Below are 17,798 nucleotides of genomic sequence, written 5' to 3'. Positions count from 1 at the left end.
GAGCGGGACGTGAACGAGCGGGACGTGAACGAGCGGGACTTGAGCGATCCGCCCACACCGGTCGAAGCCGTGGACTGGGCGGCTCTCAAGCACGCTTATGGGACCGCCGACGACGTACCCGCCATGCTGCGGAACCTCCGGCAGCCGGAGAAGGCAGCCGCCGCGGCCGACGATCTGCTGACGCACGTCCACCATCAGGGCGGTGGAGTCTATTCGTCGGCGCCCGCCGCGCTGCCCCACGTCATCGCGGCCGCCGCGGATCCGGCCGTCGCCACGGACGTCCGAGGTGAACTCCTCTACCTCGTACGGTCCCTGGCCCACTCGGGAAACACCGCGCAGCCCCGATTCGTCACCTCCGGCTGGGCCGGCGCCTGGGACCTGGCGGTCACGGACCTGCTGCCGCTGCTCGACGACCCGGTGGCGGAGCACCGTACGGCGGTCGCGCACTGTCTGGCCGAGGCCCGCGGCCGGGCTGACGAGGTGATCGCCGCGCTGCGGGCACGCTGGGACGTCGAGGCCGCACCACGGACCCGGCTCCAGCTCATCGACTCGGTCGGCTCACTGACCGCCCACGCGGGTGAGCGACGCGGCGCCTCCCTCGACTGGCTGCGCGCCGAGATGAACGGCACCGTGCCCTCCGTACGGCTGACGGCCGTGCAGGCCCTGCGCCACGCGCTCCCGGGACAGGACGTCGGCGACTGCGGACGTGCCGTGTCCGACGTGCTGTCCGGCAGCGAACCGGACACGTGGCGGCCGGAAGGCACCACCACGGGGACGGTCGTCTGGGCGGTCGGCCTCCTCGGAGACGACCCCACTGCCGTGGCCGACACGACCTGCGAACTACTCGGACACCGGGACCCCACGGTCCGCGCGGGAGCACTGCGGGTCGCCGCCCAGGCGCTCAGCCGCCGTCGGTCCGCTGTCGCCGACCTGTTGCCCGCAGTGGCCCGTTCGCTCGACGATCCCGAAGCCGACAACCGGCTCTTCGCCACCCGGATCCTCGGCATGTGCGGGCGCGCGGCCCACCCCTGGGCGGACGCCCTGGCGGCCATGAGCACGGAAGCGGGCGAAGCCCATCCGCAGGCCCGGACCCACGCGCTCTGGGCACTGTCGCGACTCGGTGACGCGCGGTGCGTCCCGCCCCTGGCCCGGCGCCTGGCCGACGCGGACCCCGGCTTCGCCCACCACTCGTCCCACGCCGACGGCTGGTGGACGTACAAGCTGAGCCTGAACGATGTCGCGGCGGATCTCGGCGCCCACGCCGACGTGCTGCTGCCCCCGCTGCGGACCCGCCTCACGGCGGCCACCGGCCTCGACGAACGCCGGGCGCTCTGCCAAGTGCTGACGGCGTGGGGCGACGCCTCCGCCCCCGCGATCCCGGAACTGCTCGCTCTCCTGGACACCGATGCCGCGGTCTGGGCACTGGACGCCCTCGCCGCGATCGGGCCGGCCGCGACTCAGGCCGTCCCCCGTGAGCGGCTGCGCGCCCTGCTCGACGCCCCGCCGGCGAACCAGCCGTTCGCACCCCGCAGTCTGGCCCTCGCCTACGGACGGCTGACCGGCGACCGCGAGCCCGCGCTGACGCTGCTCGTTCCCGAGCTGGACGCGCGCTACGGCCAGGAGAGCGCCGCCGTGCTGCTGGCGGAACTGGGGCCTGCGGCAGCCTCGCACGTCGGACGGCTGCGCGAACTGCTGCCCCGTCATACGCACGGCTGGCTGCCACTGCGCGTCGGCGAGGCACTGTGGCGGATCACCGGACGGACCGACGAGGTGGTCCCGGCCCTCGTCCGGGCGATCGCCCCGTTCGCCGAGCGGGGTGGCGCCTATCCGGCGGTCATCGAAACGGTGAAGCTGCTGGCGGAGATGGGCGCGGACGCCGCTCCCGCGCGGCCGGTCCTGAGGCCGTTCCTCGACGCCGACGAACGGCCCGTGAGGCACGGTACGTGGCGTTCCGTCCCGGAGGACGACGCGCTGTGCGCCGCCGCACGCGCCGCACTGTTCGCCACCTCCGCGGCGGGTGGTGCCGACTGACAGCATCCGGACGGCGGGCCCCGATGTCCGGGGCCCGCCGCAGGGATCGGCCCCGGACAACAAGAAACCCTGTCCCGCACATCACGGGACAGGGTTTCGTCAGAGCGCCGGGCAGGCCTTGCACCTGCATTTCCCCGCAGGAAGCGGGGCGTCTTTCCTTGGACCACCAACGCATCGCCAGTCAGAGTGACTTCCTCCGACCGCTCTGAACAAATAATAGCGCACAGATGTACGGGCGATGTCCTCCGCATCATCCGGTGACTCCATGCCCGGGATCGCGGAGGACCGGAGCGGGTCGAGGAGGCGGTTGTCCACCTCTCTTGCCAGTACGACAAATCCATCATCAAGAGGCCACGGGCGCGCCCGGGTCATACACCGCATCACCCCGCACCCGGCATATGCCTTTTTAACCATGCCTCCAGGGCCCAATTACGCGGCACTGCCAACACGAGCCGCCCCCGTGAAACACCCTGTTCACAAACCCGGAGGGACCGCGCCGGGCTTGGCCGTGCCCGCGGCGGCGCGGCGCACCGGGCCGGGCCGGTGATCCGGTGTACGCCTGGGCGCTGTCGACGATAGGCGGTCTCATCATCACGCCGGTGGCGAATATCTTCTGAAAAGACTTCTTTCGCGCCGTTGTGGTCGAACTATCGCTTTCCCAATACTTCGAGTGGCCGCAGACCTCCCAAGGGATCCGGCCGGCACCGAAGCCGCGCAGCCCGCCCCCGCTCCCCGGGCCGACGCACCTCCCCGCTCCCCACTCCCCTCTCCCCGCTGTTGCTCTCCGCTCTCCAGGCCGGCAGATCCCAGCTCCCCCTGGGCTGTCCCGCCTGCAGACGTCCCCGCCCTGAGGAGAAGTCCGATGGACAACCGGTACGAGGCGTACGCCTACGCAGATCCGATCTTCTACGACTCGCCCCGCCGCTGGGGTGCTCAGGAGGAGTTCGCGGCCGTCACCCGGCCGCTGCCCGCCGGATGGGAGCGCGGCGACCTGGAGATCTGGGCGGTGGTACGCCCCCAGGACGTCCAACTGCCGTCGCAGGGCTGGAAGCTCCACGTCTCCTCGTGCGCGGAGGACGCCGAGGCGGTACTGGAACTGGTCTACGACTACTGCCTGCGCGAGCACATCACGTTCAAGTTCCTGCGCGGGCTGCCCATCCTTCAGATGCAGAATTCCAAATACTCACCCCGCGGTTCGAGCGGAAAGTTCTGCACGCTCTACCCGCTGGGCGACACCGAGTTGCGCCGGTGTCTGGAGGGTCTCGGACCGTTGCTCGCCGGCCGCCGGGGTCCGTACATCCTCAGCGATCTGCGCTGGGGCGAGGGACCGCTGTATCTGCGCTACGGGGGATTCGCCGAGCGCCACTGCCACAACGACGCCGGTCAGCGGGTCCTGGCACTCGAAGACCCGGACGGCCGGCTGGTCCCCGATGTCCGCGGCGCCGGCTTCTCGGTGCCCGACTGGGCACCCGTGCCAGACTTCGTAGAAGGGGCCATCACCGAACGCAACGCCCCACAGGCGCCCGCCTTGCCCTACACCGTCGAGCGGGTCCTGCACTTCTCCAACGCCGGTGGTGTCTACCTCGGCCGCAAAGACGCGGACAGCCCTCAAGTGGTGCTGAAGGAGGCCCGGCCGCACGCGGGTCTTGACCAGCGCGGAGTCGACGCCGTCACCCGGTTGCAGCAGGAACACGACATGATGGCCCGGCTGGCGGGACTGCCCGGAGTCCCCGCCATGCACGAACTGCTGACCGTGTGGGAACACCGCTTCCTGGTCCAGGAGTTCGTCGAGGGGCAGTCACTGAGCGAGTGGCTGACCGCGAAGTACCCCCTCATCCATCCGGACGCCGACGACACGACGGTCGCCGAGTACACCCGCGAGGCGATCGCGATCGTGGACCGAATCGGGCACATCCTGAAGGGCATGCATGACCGCGGGGTCGTCTTCGGAGACCTCCACCCCCGCAACCTGATCATCCGGCCGGGCGGTGACATCTGCTTCATCGACTTCGAACTCGCCAGCCCCGTCGACGCGTTCGTGCGGCCGGCCCTAGGAGCCGCGGGCTTCACCGCTCCCAGGGGATACACAGGCCCGGAGATCGACCTGTACGGACTGGCCGCGATCCGCCTGTGGTTGTTCCTCCCGCTCGCCCAACTGCCCACTCTGGACGCGGGCAAGGGCACCGAGCTCGCCGACGTCATCGAGCGCCGGTTCCCCGTACCGCCCGGATACACCGCCGAGATCCGCCGCCTGCTGGCCCCCTCCCCCGCGGACGGCCGCACCCCCAGGCCCGAACTGGGCCTGCGCAGGGCCGAGACCCAAGCCCTGCTCAGCGGGCCGCGGGCCGACTGGCCGGCCATCCGCGACTCCCTCGCGGCCGGCATCCTGGCCATGGCCACCCCCCACCGCGGCGACCGGCTCTTCCCGGGCGACATCGCCCAGTTCACCCAGGGCAGCCTGGGCCTGGCCCACGGAGCGGCCGGCGTCCTGTACGCCCTCCACGTCACGGGCGCCGGCACGGAGACCGAACACGTCCAGTGGCTCATCGAGGCCGCCCGCACCCGCCCGGTGCAGCCGGGTCTCTACACCGGCGGACACGGCGTGGCGCACACCCTCGACCTCCTCGGCGAACGGGACGCCGCACTCGACCTGCTGGAGCGGCTCACCCAGACCACTCCTGACAGTCCGCCGGGCCCGGACCTGTCATCGGGCCGCGCCGGCATCGCCCTGACTCTGTCGCACTTCGCGACGGCCACCGGCGACCACCGACTGCTGGACAGCGCCCTCACGCACGCGGTGACCGCGGCCGACGAACTGGAGAAGGAGGGTCCGTCGAGCGGGCGCCGCAAAGCCGGCCTGATGAACGGGGCGTCCGGCGCGGCCCTCGCCCTGGTCCGCCTCTACGAACACACCGGCGATCACGCTCTCCTCGAACGGGCCCAGACTCTGCTCGAACTGGACCTCGAGCGATGTGTGACCGCGGCGGACGGCACGGTCCAAGTCCTCGACGAATACCGGGTACTCCCCTACATCGAGACCGGCAGCACCGGCATCGGACTCGCTCTGGACGCCCTGCTCCGCCATCACCCCGACAGTCCGACAGCCCGCTACCGGACGCCGATCAGCCGCGCCGCCGAACCCGAATTCATCATCCAGCCCGGTCTGTTCAACGGCCGCGCGGGGCTCCTCGGCTACCTCGCCCTCACCCGGCCCCGGCCGGGCGCTCCGGGCCCTTGGCACTCCCCGCGCCCGCGCACCCCGGACGACGCGGAAGCGGCCGCCCACCGCCAGACCTCGCTGGACCGCCACCGCAGGCTCCTGGCCCTCCACCAGATCTCGTACCAGGGACACCTCGCCTTCCCGGGCGACCAGCTCCTGCGGCTCTCCGCGGACCTGGCGACCGGCTCCGCCGGAGTGCTCCTGGCCCTGGGCACCGCCCTGGCCGGCACTCCCTTCCTCCCCTGGACCGGCGGGCCCGGCCCGGCGCAAGCGGGCCCCAGCCTTCCTCCGGCCACGGTCGGCCAGCGCCGACCCTCCGCCGGGCACACGGTCGGCCGGTCCTGACCACGTCACCACAAGTCGCAACCGGATCACCCGAGTTGCGCCCCCAGACTCCCGGCCGCCCGGCCGGGTGATCCACCCGTCAGTGAATGAAGGAGAACAGCCATGATGATCCTCGACCTGCAGACGATGGACCTGCCCGAGACCGAGGCCACCCCGATCGACGACACCCTCGCGAGCACCAGCTCCCTGAGCGTGCTCAACTGCGGCACCAGCACGGTGAGCACGATCCTCTGCGTGTAACGGGCACCGCCCCATAGCGGGCACCGCCTCGTAGGGGGCGCACGCAGCACAGCCGGCCGGGCCACCACCAGCGGCCCGGCCGGTCGCCCGCTCGCCCCAGCAGCCCTCCCTCCGCCGGGTGCGTGCCCCCGCGCGACGCCCCCACGCTCACCAGAGAGGTTCCCCGTGGCCGACGAGCCCGCTCCCCGCGCTCACCACACGAAGGGCCCGCTGCGGCTGCGCCGTGAACTGACCGCCGAACCCGGCCCGTTGACCGCCGCACTGTTCCTCGCCCTCGCCGCCACCGCCGCCACCCTCGCCCTCCCCCTCTTCCTCCAGGACGTCATCACCGACTTCTCCAGCCATCGTCCGCTCGCCGACCACATCGCCCTGATGTGCGCCGCCGCCGTGGCCGGCGCCCTCACCCAGGCCTGCTCCGGCTTCCTGCTCGCCCGCATCGGCGAACGCATGGCGTACCGGCTGCGCATCACGCTGATGGAGCACGCGCTGCGGCTGCCGCTGCCCGTCGTCCGGACCCAGGGCACCGGCGAACTCGCCGCCCGGATCACCTCCGACGCCCTGTTGCTGCGCCAAATCGTGGACGTGGCTAGCCAGTTGCCCCTCGCCACCGTGACCATCGCCGCGACCCTGGGCGTGATGGTGTGGATCGACTGGGTCCTCACCGTGGTCACCCTGGTCGCCCTGTCCGCCCTGACCCTCATGGTGACGCTGGTCCTGCGCCGCCTGCGGGCCAATGTGAGCGGCCAGCAGGACGCCGTCGGACACATCGCCCAGCGCTTCACCGCGAACCTGGAGGCCCTCACCACGATCAAGGCCAACCGGGCCGAACCGCTGGCCACCCGTGCCCTCGCCGAGGACGCGGAACGGCTGCGCTCCATCTCCCTGGAGGGCGCCCGGCTGGGCACGCTGATCCCCGCCGTGCTCACCCTGGGCAACCAGCTCGCCATGATCGCCGTGATCCTCACCGGTGGCGCCCGGCTCGCCGCGGGCGACATCACCGCGGCCGCGTTCGCCGCGTTCCTCCTCTATCTGCTGCAGGCGATCCCGTCCGTCAACACGCTGGCCACCGGGCTCGGCCGGCTCCAGTCCGGCCTCGCCGCCCGCGACCGCTGCAACGACCTGCTGCTCCTGCCGCCGGAGGACGACCAGGCCGAGGACGACCAGGCGGCTCCCACCCCACTGCCCGACGCACCCGCCGTCGCCTTCGACGCCGTCTCCTACACCCACGCCGGAGCCGGCCATCCCACTTTGCACGGCATCTCGTTCAGCACCGCCCGCACCGGGCTCACCGCCGTGGTCGGCGCGTCCGGGGCCGGGAAGACCACCACGCTGTCCCTGATCGACCGGTTCATCCGGCCTTCCTCGGGCACCATCACGGTCCTCGGTCACGACATGCGGCACTGGCCCCTGGACGCGCTCCGCACCCGCATCACGTACGTCGACCAGGCCTTCACCCTGCTGGAGGCCACCGCCCGCGAGAACCTCCAGCTCGGCCGCACCACGCCCGCCACCGACGCCGAACTCGCCACCGCCCTCGACGCCGTCGGACTCGCCGACGACATCACCCGCCTTCCCCAGGGAATCGACACCCTGCTGGGCCGCGAGACCGACCTTTCCGGCGGTCAGAGGCAACGCATGGCGCTCGCCCGTGCCCTGTTGTCCGACGCCGACATCGTGCTGCTCGACGAACCCACCAGCCAGCTCGACGGCCTCAACGAACAACGCTTCCGGACCATCATCGAAAAGCTGGCGACGACCCGCGCGGTCATCGTCGTCGCCCACCGGCTCACCACCGTGCAGCACGCCGAGCACGTGATCATGCTCGACCAGGGAACCGTCACCGACACCGGCAACCACCCCGCGCTCCTGGCTCGCTGCGCCCCGTACCAACAGCTCATCGCCAGCCAGGCGATGACCCAGCCCTGAAGCGGGCCGAGCAGGACCGCTTTAAAAAAGGACGGCATCGCGCAGGACCGCATCGAGCAGGATCGGAGAAGCCATCGCCGACCGGCCGCGACTAGCGTGATCCGTATGACTTCCATCGCAGCCATCACCCTCGAAGTGGACGACCCGACCGCCGCCGAGCAGTTCTACGCCACCGCCTTCGGACTCGGCGCCGGGCTGCGCCTGCGCACCTCCGAGGCACCCACGGCCGGCTTCCGCGGATTCACGCTGGCCCTCACCGTGTCCCAGCCGGCCGACGTCGCGAGCCTCGTCGACGGCGCCCTCGCGGCCGGCGCCACATCGCTGAAGCCCGTGTCGAAGTCCCTGTGGGGCTACGGGGGCGTTGTCCAGGCCCCGGACGGAACGATCTGGAAGGTCGCGACCTCGGCGAAGAAGGACACGGGTCCGGTCACGGGCACCATCGACGAGCGTGTGCTCCTGCTGGGCGTCGCGGACGTGAAGGCGAGCAAGCGGTTCTACGTCGAGCAGGGGCTCACCGTCGCGAAGAGCTTCGGCGGCAAGTACGCCGAGTTCACCGCGGACGGGCCGGACCGGTTCAAGCTGGCGCTGTACAAGCGCGCCGGTCTGGCCAAGGACCTCGGCGTCATCGACGACGGCAGCGGCTCGCACGGGCTCGCGCTCACCGGCACCGCGACGGCGTTCACCGACCCGGACGGCTTCACCTGGGAAGCACCCTCGCTGGCACCCACGCAATCCTGACCGCGGTGCCATCCCTGTCCACGGTGCCGGGCACAGCGGCTCTCCAGCGCCGCTCCGCCGGTACGCCACAGGGCCGTAGTCTGTCGGCGTGGCCCGCCATACACCGCCCCGCCCCGTGGACGTGGAGAAGCTGTTTCCCGAGCTGGCGCCCCTCCACAGAGAGACCGTGAGGCTGCATCCGCGTGTGGGTGAACCGAGCTGCCGGGACAGCTCGGTGGGCGGCCCTCTGCTCTGGCCGGCCGAGGAGGCGTGGCCCCTGTGTCCCGACCACGAGGGTTCACCGATGGTGCCGGTCGTCCAGATCTACCGCGGTTCGGTTCCCGACATCGTTCCGTTCCCCGACGGGTGCGATCTGCTCCAGGTCCTGTGGTGCCCGCGGAAGCACGGCGGCGGTCGCTGGGTCGTTCCTGATGTGCGCTGGCGCGAGGCGGGCGCGGTCGGCGACATGCTGTCGGCACCGCCGAGTCCGGCCGACATCTGGGAGAACTACGTCCCGCGTCCGTGCGTCGTCCATCCGGAGGCGGTGACGGAGTATCCCCACTGGGACCTGGACGACGATCTCTGGGACGAACTCGAGTTCAGGTTCATGGACTTGGACCAGGAGTCGGGCTGGGACCACCAGAGTCACCTCTCCACGGCACCGGGCACGAAGCTGGTCGGATATCCCGGCTGGAGCCAGGACCCGAGGTGGCCGGACTGCGCCGAGTGCGGGGAGCGCATGGAACACCTCCTGACCGTGGAAAGCACCGAGGGCGACGCGCTGTCCCGGCGCACTTGGACCCCGGTCGAAGACGAAGACGTGCCCTACGAGGGGCCGGGCCTGGTGCTCGGCGACCTCGGCGGCGTGTATCTCTTCGAGTGCCACACCTGTCCCGGCCGCCCCTTCACCCACCGCTTCGACTGCCCGTAGCCGCCGAGGACTTGGCGGCCGAGGCACGCGTGATCCTCTCCTCCGTCCCCGGCCGGCACGCGATCGCGGACCCCCTCGCCCTGCGCGGATGGAGCGGTCGCCGCGGCCCGGGGAGTCGTACTGCCCCCGGCGCGCCAATCAGGCGACGCGCTCCAGGCCCGCCCTCACCGACTGCCGGGTGCCGTCCCGTTTGGTCGACTCGTAGGCGAAATCCACCGTGTCGCCGGGGCGCAGCGTCAGGGTGATGCGCCCGTTCGTTACGCAATTGCCGGACTGGATGCTCTCCCCGAGGATCACCTGATCCGTGCCGCCGACCGCGGTCAGGCTCACGGTGCCGTAGCAGTCGGAGGACTCCATCGCGTAGTGCACGCTGCCGACCCGCCCTCGCAGTGTGCCCTGGTCGAGCTCCACGGTGACGCGGTAGTGGTCGGTACTGCTGGCGTCGACCTCCTCGGCATAGCCCTGCCAGCGTCCGAGGAACGCCTCCGGCAGGCCGACGGGCGTCGGAACGGTGAGGGTCGGGGCGCCCGGAGCCCCGTCGGCACCGCCGGACGTTTCGGACCCCGCGGGCGTGCTCGGCGGGACCGAGCTGCGGGGAGCGACGGAGGTTTCGGGCGCGCCGGGGGCGTCGGAGGCGGGCGACGCACCGCCGAGCGACGGACCGGAGGCGCGTTGCTCCACATCCCCGCTCAGCTGCACGAACAGTCCGATCAGGGCCGCGACGATCGTGGCCGCGGCACCGATCATGGCCACGACGAGCGCGCTCCGATGGGAGTCACCGGAGGACTGACGGACCGGGCGCTGCGGCCTCGCGTAGGGATCCGGCGGGGACTGCGGTCTGGGCATGACTCGGCCTCTGATGCGTGGTTCAGGGAAGATCAGGCCATATTGCCGTCTAGGCACCGCACTTGTGCGACTTTCAGGCAAATCTACCGAATAGATCATGCCGAATCGATTCAGCTCGCGCACTGTTCCGATGCGTGGCCCTCACCCGTTCAGCGACACCAGCCCCACCCCCTGGACCGCCCGGACCGTGGTGACGACCGTCGCCTCGGTCACGTCGGCGCCCCGCCGGGATGCGCGAGGCGGGCGGACGGCGGCAGGGGCCGCGCATGGAGCCCCCCGAAGCGCCTGCCCGGCCACCGCTGGGCTTTGAACCGTCTTCCTCACACACGCGGCCAGGGCGTCTCCGCCCTGTGCCGCGATCGACTCAGGAACCACGGCCTTGGACCGCCCAAGTCACCCTCACCGGCGAAACCGAACCCCCTCTCCACTGGACAGTGAGCCCGCCCTCGCACTACTGAGGTGCTGGGGGCGGGCGGGCCGCGTTCAGAACGTCAGGCGCGGGCCTGAACGATCAGTGTGCCGATCTTCCGCCTGCCAGGTGGCGCCCCAAGCACTGCTGCCCGTGTATTGGTGTAGCCGTGCTTCCTCAGCAGGCACTCCCAGTCCTCAGGCTCGTAGTCCCAGCGCTTCACGATGAGGGGGTCCTCATCCTCGCCCCGCGAGATGTACGAGGCCTGGCATCCGTAGCAGCCCTCGACAGCGGGCCGCTGCGAGAACGCCAGTACCCCGCCACACCGAAGCCGCTCGCGAATCGCCGGCAGGACGACGGAGGGATCGGAGAACCACATCACCCCGTACACCGAGTACACCGCGCCGAAAGGGTCGTCACCCTCCCGTAGGTAGGACAGGGCATCCGCCTGGCGTAATTGGAGGCCGGGGGTGTTGCCCCAGCGTTCCTCGGCGGCGCGCAGTTGTACCGGAGAGATGTCCACGCCCACGGCCGTCATGCCTTGGACAGCAAGGTGCGCTGCGTTGCCGCCCTTGCCGCACCCGAGGTCCAGGACGCGGTCGCCTGACTGGAGGTCGAGGAGGCCGGCGTCGGGCCCGTGGTCGGTGTACTGGGTCCAGTTGAACCAGGTTGCTTCGCCCGCCGCGTTCACCGGCCGTCGCTCGGGCCGCTGGGAGGAATACGTGTTCCAGGCCGTCGTCGCGTCTGTCACTGCCTGCTCCGCTCATGGGGCCAGCCGCCCGGCAGTGTCACCGGACGGCTGGAGTCTCTTACAGGTTGTGCCGGTTCGTCAGTTGTTCGGGCTGTCTGTGCAACCGGCGTGGCATTGGGTGCACTCCGCCACGTCCGGCCACAACTCCCGGTCGACGGAGAACCCGGCCGCCGAAATGGCTGCGAGGGTGCGTTCCCTGGTCCGCTGCGCCTCTTCGGTCGCGGTGTCGCCGTCGTCCGTCGGGACGTGATGCACGAGCCGGCCCGCGGCCTTCTCACAGAAGGCCGCGTAGTCGACGGTGTGCAGGATGAACGCGTGCCAGCCGAGGTCGACCAGAGCGCTCGGCGCCAGCGTCTGTCCCGGCTGCCGACCGGACGCCGCGATGAAGGCGACTGCCTGGCTGACGATCCGGTGCGCGATGTCGGCGCTGATCTCCGGATGGTCGGCGGTGATCCTGCGGGTGATCCGCTCAGCGACCTCGGCGCTGAGAAGGGTCATCGGGTTGGTGGTGCTCGCGGGACGTTCTAACGCGATGGTCACGTCGTTCCTCCTGTTGTGGGTACGTGCCCCGGTCGGGACACCGACCCGCCGTCATGGCTGTACGGGTCGGCGGAGTCTTGAAGCGCAGTCCTGCGCTCGGGCGTGAACGATCGAACGGATGTCCGGGGTCGAGGCGCGAGGTAGGTAACGGACGACGCGTCGGCGGCGTGCAGGCCACGGGCGATGCATGTGACCGCATCGCGCTCGAATTCGTCGTCCCACATCAGGGGCATCGGCTCATCCGTTCTTCCTGCAGCGACTGCACTCGCAGGGCGGGAACGCGAGGCTGAACGATGGTTCGTCGGCCGGTGGAAGCGAGCGGGAGTGCACGGGTGTGCGCTCCATCGTCACGGGGTCGACGCGGTAGACCGTGATGGTCAGACCCGGGTGCAGGCTGTCGCTGCTTGTGTCGGTCACGAGTTCAAGGTGGCCCGGTCGTGGTGGGTTACGCGGCGTCAGTGCAGGCGTCAAACCGGCGACATTAGGGGCGTCATTTCGGTGTCATTCCCGGGCGTTGAGGTCTACCGTGACGGTATGGCCACACCGAACAGCGCCCTGCGAGCGGTCCGTATGGGCATGCTCCTGTCCCAAGACGACTTCGCCCGCGCGGTCCGTGAAGCCGGCGCCCGTGCAGGCGTCCCCAATGACGCGAACAAGAGACTGGTGCAGCGCTGGGAAGCCGGCACCACCACGGCACCCCGCCCCGTGTACGCCCGCGCCCTTGAAGACGTCACCGGCCTGCCCATCGAGTCCCTCGGCTTCACCGTGAGCCTGCCTCTGGCGCGCGTCTCGGACGACGGCAAAGGAGGACACGACATGGCAGCAGGCGCCGACGGCGTCGCCCCCACGGCAAGCGGACCGCAGACGATGCCGCAGACCACGTCACGGAACTACTCGGGGGTGTGGCTGTCGCGGTACGAGTACTTCTCCAGCGGGAGGGAGTCAGCCTTCACCGGGCTGCACTACGCCGTGATCCTGCAGCACGGCAACCGGCTGACGGCCCGTTCGCTACCCGGGTCCTCAGACTCGCCCCTGGCCATGGACTTGGAGGTGGACGGTCACGTCGCCACCGGCACATGGACCGAGCAGACGGCGTCCGAGGGCTACTACCGAGGCGCCCGCTACCACGGAGCGATCCAACTGCTCGTCGAGCCGACCGGCCGCCGCATGACGGGCAAATGGGTTGGCTTCGGCAAGGAGTTCGACGTCAACACCGGCCCGTGGGAACTGGTTTTCCAGGATGCCTCGACGAACAAGGCGACGCTCACCGCCTACGACCGGCACCCCGAAGCCTGATCCCGGACGTGCAATGCGGCCCCGCGTCTCCCATCCAGGGAAGCGCGGGGCTCTCGCTTCCGTGGTCCGGAGCAGGCCGCATGGACGACCCGCAAAGGAGGCAGCCAGCCACCGACGAGCGCAAACCGGGTCCCTCTCGTGGACGCGGTCACCGGGCCTGGGGTAGCCATCTGACGCGGGTGAAGGGGCAAGAACTGCCGGGCCCGCTAAGGACTGTCCCGCAAATGATCCTTGAGACGCCTCGGGCGCGGCGGGTGGCGATATCGCGTCGGCTTATCCGGCGAGGGCGAGGTTGTGCATCCGTGCGATGCCGCGCATGGCGTGATGGACGCCATCGCCTCTGAGGCGGCAGTCGCGGAGGATCTTCCAGGTCTTCATGCGGGCGAAGACGTGCTCGACGCGGACACGGACCTGCTTGTGGGACTTGTTGTTCTCCTCTATCCAGCCCTGAAGTTCGGTCTGGCCGTGCTGCCGACGGTGCGGGATGACGAGTCCGGTGCCCGGGTAGCCGCCGTCGGCGATCGGGTGGTCTTGCCGACGGCGGCTTTGGCGCCGGATTCCTCCCACGCCTTGCAGTCGTTGCGGTTTCCAGCGAGGGGCCGGCCGACCACGACGACCAGGCGGGTGTCGGCGTCGATGACGACCTGGTGGTTGGTGGAGTACCAGTAGTTCTTCGACCGCTCGGCGATGGTGTGGTCGCGGGTGGGAACCAAGGTGCCGTCCACGATGAGCACGGTGTCTCTGGCGAACCGCTTGCGGGGCTGTAGGGCGAGCATCGGTCCGAGGTGGTCGATGATCCGGTCGGCTGCCGACTTCGACACCCCGAACAGCGGCGCGCGCTGCCGCATCGTGAGGTTGGTTCGCCAGTACGCCGCGACCAGCAGGAGCCGGTCCTCCAGCGGAAGGCTCCATGGCCGGCCCTTGCGGACGGCGTCCACACCCTCGCGACGCAGAACCGTCACCAGCTTCCGGAAGACACGCGGGCTCAGCCCGGTGAACGGGGCTGTCCAGGAAGGCTCCGACGCCTTGATCACACCAGCCACGCCGTGATCGTCGCACCTGGAGAGGCACGATCATTCAGATGCGGGAGCTCAGCCGCAGTGCAAGCAGGCGGCGTAGACGAGCAGAGGCCCCTCGAAGAGTCCCGAGCTTTCTCACCTCGCCGGTCTCAAGCTCTGGCCGGCCCGCGAGAGCAAGGACGGCGGCGTAGGGCCTTTCGCCCTCGTCAAGCTTCGCTGCAACGCCATCGAGCACAGCTCGGAGAACGATGCCGTTTGCCCCCGGGTGTTCGGCCAGGAGGCAAAGGAGCCGGTTGTCGTTCCAGACACTGTCGCGAGCCTTGCTCAGCTCCAGGAGAGCCACGGACGGGGTGTGAGGGTTGGCGGCCAGAGCCTGCCAGACGAAGGGGTACGGACACTGAACGAGGCGGTGTAGGACAGAGCTGTCCTTCTCGGCACGCGCCAGTGCGAGGTAGTCGGCAGGCGTGGGCACGAGGGTGGCCTCTCAGGATGGTCGGAGCCGTCATCTTGCCATTGTGGCTGGCCATGAACAGGCAACGAGACCGCCCAACCCCGGCTCGCCCCGACCAGCAGTTACGGGACAGCCCTTAGTCGCGCTTCTTGACGAGTTGCACTCGACCGTCGACGCTCAGGGCAGGGCCCACGCCTTGCATCTGCTCCTCCAGCGGGTCCCCGCCTGTCGGCATCCGCCGTGCGGCGACAGACCTACCACTTGGCGCGATGACCGACTCGTCGCCCACGCCGTCGGTTCCGGCTGGGGACCACGCCACGTCGACACCTCCGACTGTCCAATTCATCGAGTCAGGTTTTCGGATCGCATCGCCGCAGCACCTCCCGACCCAACCAGGGCGTCACCGGCATCTCTTGCGCTAGTAGACCTGTGGGTGCTGGCCGAGGTCGATGCGTGGTGTTCTTCGTCCAGCACCCTGGGGGTCACGCCTTGACGGGGCCGCTTCCCGGCTCCTTCACGATGCGGTCGCCGACCGCGATCGACTTCCACAGCCCACGGTCGATGCGCACCTTGATGGACTGGCCGTCCGGGTGCCTCACCTTGACGAAGTGGTACATGTTCGCGCCGTCGAGCATGCCCCGCGACTTGTCCTCGACGATGCCTTCCCAGGCATCGTCTGGTCCTGGTTTGTGAGATTTGAACATGCCGCAAGCCTACGGAGGCCGACAGGCTTGTTGCAGGGTCACGAGGCGCACATACCGCAGTACAGGTGTCACACAAGGAACCATACAAATGTCCTGAGCAGAGCGACGACGACCGTCACGGCAAGCGGGGCTGACAGCGGGCTGCGAGGATGCGGCCATGGAGCAGATATTGAGTCGGCAGGAAGCATCGGCGGCGGTCCAGGACTGCGGGTGGCGCCTCTTGCTAGGCACTTTGCGAACGTCGGTCCGGGTCGGATCGTTGGCTCAGGCGACGGGCTTGGCGGCGGACACTGTCGCGGTGTGCGGCGACGACGTCGACCGGCACCTTCGGGTCGACGTCCGCCCCGATCGGGTCGTCTTCACTCTGCAGTCGTTGGACCGCGCAGCGGTTACCACCCGGGATGTCGAACTCGCGCGTGAGATCACAGCCGCCGCTGACAGGTCCGGGCTTGTGGCAGAGCCCGAAATCGGAACGGGGGCACCGCGGTCCGTCCAGCTTCTGGAGATCGCCATCGATGCACTGGACATCGCCGGGATCCGGCCGTTTTGGAAGGCGGTGCTGGGCTATACGGATGAGGCGGGTACCGAGGGACCGGAGGCTCCGCTCGTCGACCCGGTCGGGCAGGGCCCGGCCATCTGGTTCCAGCAGATGGACCAGCCGCGCCCACAACGTAATCGCATCCACTTCGACATCTGTGTTCCGCATGACGAGGCACCCCGGCGGATCGAGACCGCGCTGGCGGCTGGAGGCCGGCTTGTGTCGGCGACCCGCGCCCCCGCCTTCTGGGTACTTGCCGACCTGGAGGGCAACGAAGCCTGCGTGACCACGTGGCAGGGTCGAGACGGCTGAGACTTCCCTCGGCCGTACGACCCGAGGATGCGGTTCGATCTGGGACAGGGGGAAGTGTGGGGCTGGTCTACGGCTACGACATCTATCTGCGTCCTCGGAATGTCGCGAGGGCGTTGGCCAATCTGGCCGAGCTGGCGCCACCGGCCCGCGCCGTATCCGTACCACCACTCGAGATAACCCTGCCCGGCGGTGACCGGCTCGCGCTCCCGTTCACGTCCCAATTCAAGAGCGAGCCGGTCGACTGCTCCCGGAGCAGCACCCTCGAGCTCGACACTTCCCTCATGTTCGACGTCGATGACGCACTTCGCGAGTACGCGCAGACGAACGGCCCTGAACCCGACACGGACGGGCGCATCCAGATCGGGTACATCTACGCGACGATCCGGTTCGAGTCCCTTCTGCACCCTGGCTATACGTCAGTGGAGTGCTGGGCAGCAACGTCGGGGATGAGCCGTGTGTTTGCGCGATCGGCCAACATCAGGAAGGTGTTCAACGACCTCACCGCCGACAGCGGAGGAGTGTGCTGCCTGTTCGACACCGGCGACGGCGCCCCCGAGCAAGTGTGTTGGCACAACGGTGAATCCACCCAAGCGATAGTCCCGGGTCCCCGCTTTCCAGATCGGCGGGCCTTCGTGGCGACTTGGTCCGACTCCGAGCATGAGCACCGGTGAGCCCTTCTCGGTAACGTCTCGTGACGGTTCGTGACCCTCGTCAGCCGGTGCGACCGTGCTCCATCTGGAGCAGGACGAGGGCAGCGCGGGCCGCTCTTGGGCTTCTTTACCGGGTGGCGGAGGCCGGCCCCGCCGTTCTGGTGGCTGACATCGAGCACGCCGGTGAAGGTGACACTGGTCAACGCATGACACCTCTCGGTATCCGGAACCAGTTCCTCACAGACCTGCTCCTACCAGGGGCTTCTCGCGTACCTGACGCCGGGTCAAGCTCGTCTGATGTCCCAGTCAAAAGGATCTCGAATCTGTCGGACGGGCGGCATACCCTGAGCCCGTCCGCACTATCTGGGAGAGTCATGACAAGTAGGTTCACCGAGTTGACCGTTGACTGCCACGATCCGGAGAGGCTCGCGGCCTTCTGGTGCGAGGTCCTGGACTTCAAGGTGATCGACCGGAGCGAGGGCAAGGTAGAGATCGGTTCCTGGGTGCCGACCGTCGAGGATGTTCGGGCCCGCCAGATGGCGCCCACCCTGCAGTTCATCCAGGTGCCCGAGGGCAAGACCGTGAAGAACCGGCTCCACCTCGACGTCAGCCCGATCGACGGCAGCACCGAGGACGAGGTGACCAGATTGCTCGGCCTCGGTGCCACCGCGACGGATGTAGGCCAGGGCTCAGCCCGAGACTGGGTGGTCATGGCAGACCCCGAGGGCAACGAGTTCGACGTCCTGCGCACCCTGGCACCGCAGAACTAGGCCGCGAGCGGGCACCCACCACCCGTCACACACCGCAACCGTCACGTTGCCGAGAAGATTTCAGTGCTCTCTATCTGAGACCACAAAATCGAGTTACGAGCA

General features: G+C 69.4%; 16 protein-coding genes and 1 pseudogene. 10 read left to right on the top strand and 7 right to left on the bottom strand.

The annotated features are described in order from the left end of the window. The first annotated feature begins 9 nt into the window (after positions 1-9). From ACFXGX_RS14960 to ACFXGX_RS14935, 6 genes are all read left to right on the top strand, one after another. Complete coding sequence (locus ACFXGX_RS14960; RefSeq protein WP_384790036.1) at positions 10-2,031, top strand: hypothetical protein; 2,022 nt, start codon at positions 10-12, stop codon at positions 2,029-2,031. 862 nt (positions 2,032-2,893) lie between these two features. Then, positions 2,894-5,596, top strand: a complete 2,703-nt coding sequence (gene lanKC, locus ACFXGX_RS14955; protein ID WP_384790033.1) for a class III lanthionine synthetase LanKC — start codon at positions 2,894-2,896, stop codon at positions 5,594-5,596. 102 nt (positions 5,597-5,698) lie between these two features. Then, positions 5,699-5,836: a SapB/AmfS family lanthipeptide gene (locus tag ACFXGX_RS14950; RefSeq protein WP_107065889.1), complete on the top strand. Its 138-nt coding sequence runs from the start codon at positions 5,699-5,701 to the stop codon at positions 5,834-5,836. A gap of 165 nt (positions 5,837-6,001) precedes the next feature. Beyond that, positions 6,002-7,762 carry an ABC transporter ATP-binding protein gene (locus ACFXGX_RS14945; RefSeq protein ID WP_384790030.1) on the top strand — a complete coding sequence of 587 codons (1,761 nt, stop codon included), beginning with the start codon at positions 6,002-6,004 and terminating at the stop codon, positions 7,760-7,762. Positions 7,763-7,867: 105 nt separating this feature from the next. Beyond that, complete coding sequence (locus tag ACFXGX_RS14940; RefSeq protein WP_384790027.1) at positions 7,868-8,500, top strand: glyoxalase; 633 nt, start codon at positions 7,868-7,870, stop codon at positions 8,498-8,500. Positions 8,501-8,684: 184 nt separating this feature from the next. After that, a complete protein-coding gene (locus tag ACFXGX_RS14935) occupies positions 8,685-9,410 on the top strand; it encodes a DUF1963 domain-containing protein (RefSeq protein ID WP_384790024.1) in 726 nt (241 codons plus the stop codon). 138 nt (positions 9,411-9,548) lie between these two features. Here ACFXGX_RS14935 and ACFXGX_RS14930 read toward each other — a convergent pair whose 3' ends face one another. The 4 genes from ACFXGX_RS14930 to ACFXGX_RS14915 all read right to left on the bottom strand — a co-directional run bounded on the left by ACFXGX_RS14930 (position 9,549) and on the right by ACFXGX_RS14915 (position 12,373). After that, a complete protein-coding gene (locus ACFXGX_RS14930; RefSeq protein ID WP_384790021.1) occupies positions 9,549-10,256 on the bottom strand; it encodes a hypothetical protein in 708 nt (235 codons plus the stop codon). Between the two features lie 491 nt (positions 10,257-10,747). Then, a complete protein-coding gene (locus ACFXGX_RS14925) occupies positions 10,748-11,416 on the bottom strand; it encodes a class I SAM-dependent methyltransferase (RefSeq protein WP_384790018.1) in 669 nt (222 codons plus the stop codon). Positions 11,417-11,494: 78 nt separating this feature from the next. Then, a complete protein-coding gene (locus ACFXGX_RS14920) occupies positions 11,495-11,956 on the bottom strand; it encodes a glycine-rich domain-containing protein (RefSeq protein ID WP_384790015.1) in 462 nt (153 codons plus the stop codon). Between the two features lie 237 nt (positions 11,957-12,193). Further along, positions 12,194-12,373, bottom strand: coding sequence for a hypothetical protein (locus ACFXGX_RS14915; protein ID WP_384790012.1), 180 nt, complete (start codon positions 12,371-12,373; stop codon positions 12,194-12,196). Between the two features lie 117 nt (positions 12,374-12,490). Between ACFXGX_RS14915 and ACFXGX_RS14910 the strand changes: the two genes are divergently transcribed. Beyond that, a complete protein-coding gene (locus ACFXGX_RS14910) occupies positions 12,491-13,252 on the top strand; it encodes an XRE family transcriptional regulator (protein ID WP_384790009.1) in 762 nt (253 codons plus the stop codon). A 273-nt stretch (positions 13,253-13,525) separates the two neighbouring features. Here ACFXGX_RS14910 and ACFXGX_RS14905 read toward each other — a convergent pair. The 3 genes and pseudogenes from ACFXGX_RS14905 to ACFXGX_RS14895 all read right to left on the bottom strand — a co-directional run bounded on the left by ACFXGX_RS14905 (position 13,526) and on the right by ACFXGX_RS14895 (position 15,426). Next, positions 13,526-14,295: pseudogene (locus ACFXGX_RS14905) on the bottom strand (transposase). A 34-nt stretch (positions 14,296-14,329) separates the two neighbouring features. Next, positions 14,330-14,614: a hypothetical protein gene (locus tag ACFXGX_RS14900; protein WP_384790006.1), complete on the bottom strand. Its 285-nt coding sequence runs from the start codon at positions 14,612-14,614 to the stop codon at positions 14,330-14,332. A gap of 590 nt (positions 14,615-15,204) precedes the next feature. Beyond that, a complete protein-coding gene (locus tag ACFXGX_RS14895; protein WP_384790003.1) occupies positions 15,205-15,426 on the bottom strand; it encodes a hypothetical protein in 222 nt (73 codons plus the stop codon). 157 nt (positions 15,427-15,583) lie between these two features. Between ACFXGX_RS14895 and ACFXGX_RS14890 the strand changes: the two genes are divergently transcribed. The 3 genes from ACFXGX_RS14890 to ACFXGX_RS14880 all read left to right on the top strand — a co-directional run bounded on the left by ACFXGX_RS14890 (position 15,584) and on the right by ACFXGX_RS14880 (position 17,696). Next, entirely contained in the window at positions 15,584-16,276 is a 693-nt protein-coding gene (locus tag ACFXGX_RS14890) for a VOC family protein (protein ID WP_384790000.1), read from the top strand. A 56-nt stretch (positions 16,277-16,332) separates the two neighbouring features. Next, the gene (locus ACFXGX_RS14885) at positions 16,333-16,947 is read left to right on the top strand and encodes a hypothetical protein (protein WP_384789997.1); all 615 of its coding nucleotides are present in this window, start codon (positions 16,333-16,335) and stop codon (positions 16,945-16,947) included. Positions 16,948-17,300: 353 nt separating this feature from the next. Then, positions 17,301-17,696 carry a VOC family protein gene (locus ACFXGX_RS14880; protein WP_384789994.1) on the top strand — a complete coding sequence of 132 codons (396 nt, stop codon included), beginning with the start codon at positions 17,301-17,303 and terminating at the stop codon, positions 17,694-17,696. Positions 17,697-17,798 lie beyond the last annotated feature (102 nt).

The organism is Streptomyces sp. NPDC059371 (assembly GCF_042751995.1).
Taxonomy (GTDB): domain Bacteria; phylum Actinomycetota; class Actinomycetes; order Streptomycetales; family Streptomycetaceae; genus Streptomyces.
This window is presented reverse-complemented; position numbering and strand designations above follow the sequence as displayed.

Coding starts and splice junctions, on each gene's coding strand:
- ACFXGX_RS14940 (WP_384790027.1), top strand. CDS start 7,868: ATGACTTCCATCGCAGCCATCACCCTCGAAGTGGACGACCCGACCGCC.
- ACFXGX_RS14895 (WP_384790003.1), bottom strand. CDS start 15,426: ATGTTCAAATCTCACAAACCAGGACCAGACGATGCCTGGGAAGGCATC.
- ACFXGX_RS14880 (WP_384789994.1), top strand. CDS start 17,301: ATGACAAGTAGGTTCACCGAGTTGACCGTTGACTGCCACGATCCGGAG.
- ACFXGX_RS14910 (WP_384790009.1), top strand. CDS start 12,491: ATGGCCACACCGAACAGCGCCCTGCGAGCGGTCCGTATGGGCATGCTC.
- ACFXGX_RS14950 (WP_107065889.1), top strand. CDS start 5,699: ATGATGATCCTCGACCTGCAGACGATGGACCTGCCCGAGACCGAGGCC.
- ACFXGX_RS14930 (WP_384790021.1), bottom strand. CDS start 10,256: ATGCCCAGACCGCAGTCCCCGCCGGATCCCTACGCGAGGCCGCAGCGC.
- lanKC (WP_384790033.1), top strand. CDS start 2,894: ATGGACAACCGGTACGAGGCGTACGCCTACGCAGATCCGATCTTCTAC.
- ACFXGX_RS14890 (WP_384790000.1), top strand. CDS start 15,584: ATGGAGCAGATATTGAGTCGGCAGGAAGCATCGGCGGCGGTCCAGGAC.